This window comes from Streptomyces sp. NPDC056503, from assembly GCF_042794995.1.
Classification (GTDB): domain Bacteria; phylum Actinomycetota; class Actinomycetes; order Streptomycetales; family Streptomycetaceae; genus Streptomyces.
In genome coordinates, this window is the sequence record NZ_JBHTST010000278.1 from 1 (window position 1) to 1,388 (window position 1,388).

Below are 1,388 nucleotides of genomic sequence, written 5' to 3' on the forward strand. Positions count from 1 at the left end.
GCCCCGCACCGGCCCCCTCCGGTGCGGGGCGGTCGCGCGTTCGCCGCGACCCCGCCGGCGTCGACGCCCGGCGTCCGGCGTCCGAAAGACCGGGCCCTTCGGGTTTGACGGCCCGCCGAGCGGCAAGGCGAACGGAAAGGCACCGAAAGAGCGGTGACGGACGGTCGGGCGACGAGGTCCGGCGGGACGGCGGCCATGGCGAACCCGGCCGGAGGCCACGTCCGAGCGGCGAACCCCGCCACGTTCGTGGCGGCCCGCATCCCGCCGAGGACCGGTGTCCGCAGGGGCGGCACGACGCGTCCCCGCGGCACCGATCGCTCGCCCGACAGGCCTTCCGGCGACGACGCCGTCGCGGAAGTCCGCAGTCCCGTCCGAGGGCCCCAGCGCCACGGGCCGGAGCGGTGGAACCACGCGCAGCATCCCGCCGCGACCCCCCGCCGCGCCGCGCGGACGGGACGGGACGAGGCGGTGGCCGGAGGGCCCCGCCGTCCGCGGCGCCGGCCCGGGCGGTCCTCGCCGTGGACGAGGGGCGGCCCGCCCGCGCGGTGCCTCACGCGGCACCCTGCCGCGGCCGGAAGCCCCCGGTGATTCCCGGGGGCTTCCGCCCTGCCGGCCCGGAGGCGGACGCCCCTGGCCCGCGCGGTGCGCCGCCTCCGGGGCGCCCGCGTCCGATGATGGGCGAGCGCCGCCGGACCAGGCCGGTGCGGGGTCCGCTCCCGCCCGGACTTCACAGGAGGATCTTCGTGGACGGACGAGAAGACGGTACGCCGCAGGACGAGCGCGACGAGGTGCGGCGCGACGCGAACGACGAGGTGCGGCGCGACGCGAACGACGAGGTGCGGCGCGACGCGAACGACGGAGGGTCGGCCGACGGCCCGGACGGGCGGAGCGAGACGGAGGAGGAACGCGCGGACCGGCGCTGGCAGGAGCTCCTCCAGGAGATCCGGGTCGCCCAGACCGGCGTCCAGATCCTCCTCGGCTTCCTCCTCACGGTGGTGTTCACCCCGCTCTTCCACGAGCTGGCGCAGACCGACAAGACGATCTACCTCGTCACCGTCGTCCTCGGTTCGCTGGCGACGGGCGCCCTGATCGGTCCCGTCTCCTTCCACCGGATCGTGTCGGGGCGGCAGGTCAAGCCGCACGCCGTCGTCTGGGCCTCCCGGCTCACCTTCACCGGGATCCTGCTCCTCCTCGCGACGCTGACGGCCGCCCTCTTCCTCATCCTGAGGGTGGCGACGCACGACCCGTACGTGCCCTGGCTGGTCGCCGGCGTCCTCACCTGGTACCTGATCTGCTGGTTCGCCCTGCCCCTGTGGGTCCGTACGCGGTACTCCAGCGGGGACTGACTCCCACGCGGGGACGGAAGGACGCCCGGCACGGAAAAGAGG

1 protein-coding gene is annotated in these 1,388 nt (G+C 75.8%); it reads left to right on the forward strand.

All coding sequences use genetic code 11. The annotated features are described in order from the left end of the window. The first annotated feature begins 836 nt into the window (after positions 1 to 836). Positions 837 to 1,346 carry a DUF6328 family protein gene (locus ACFQ8C_RS37020; protein ID WP_383466357.1) on the forward strand — a complete coding sequence of 170 codons (510 nt, stop codon included), beginning with the start codon at positions 837 to 839 and terminating at the stop codon, positions 1,344 to 1,346. Positions 1,347 to 1,388 lie beyond the last annotated feature (42 nt).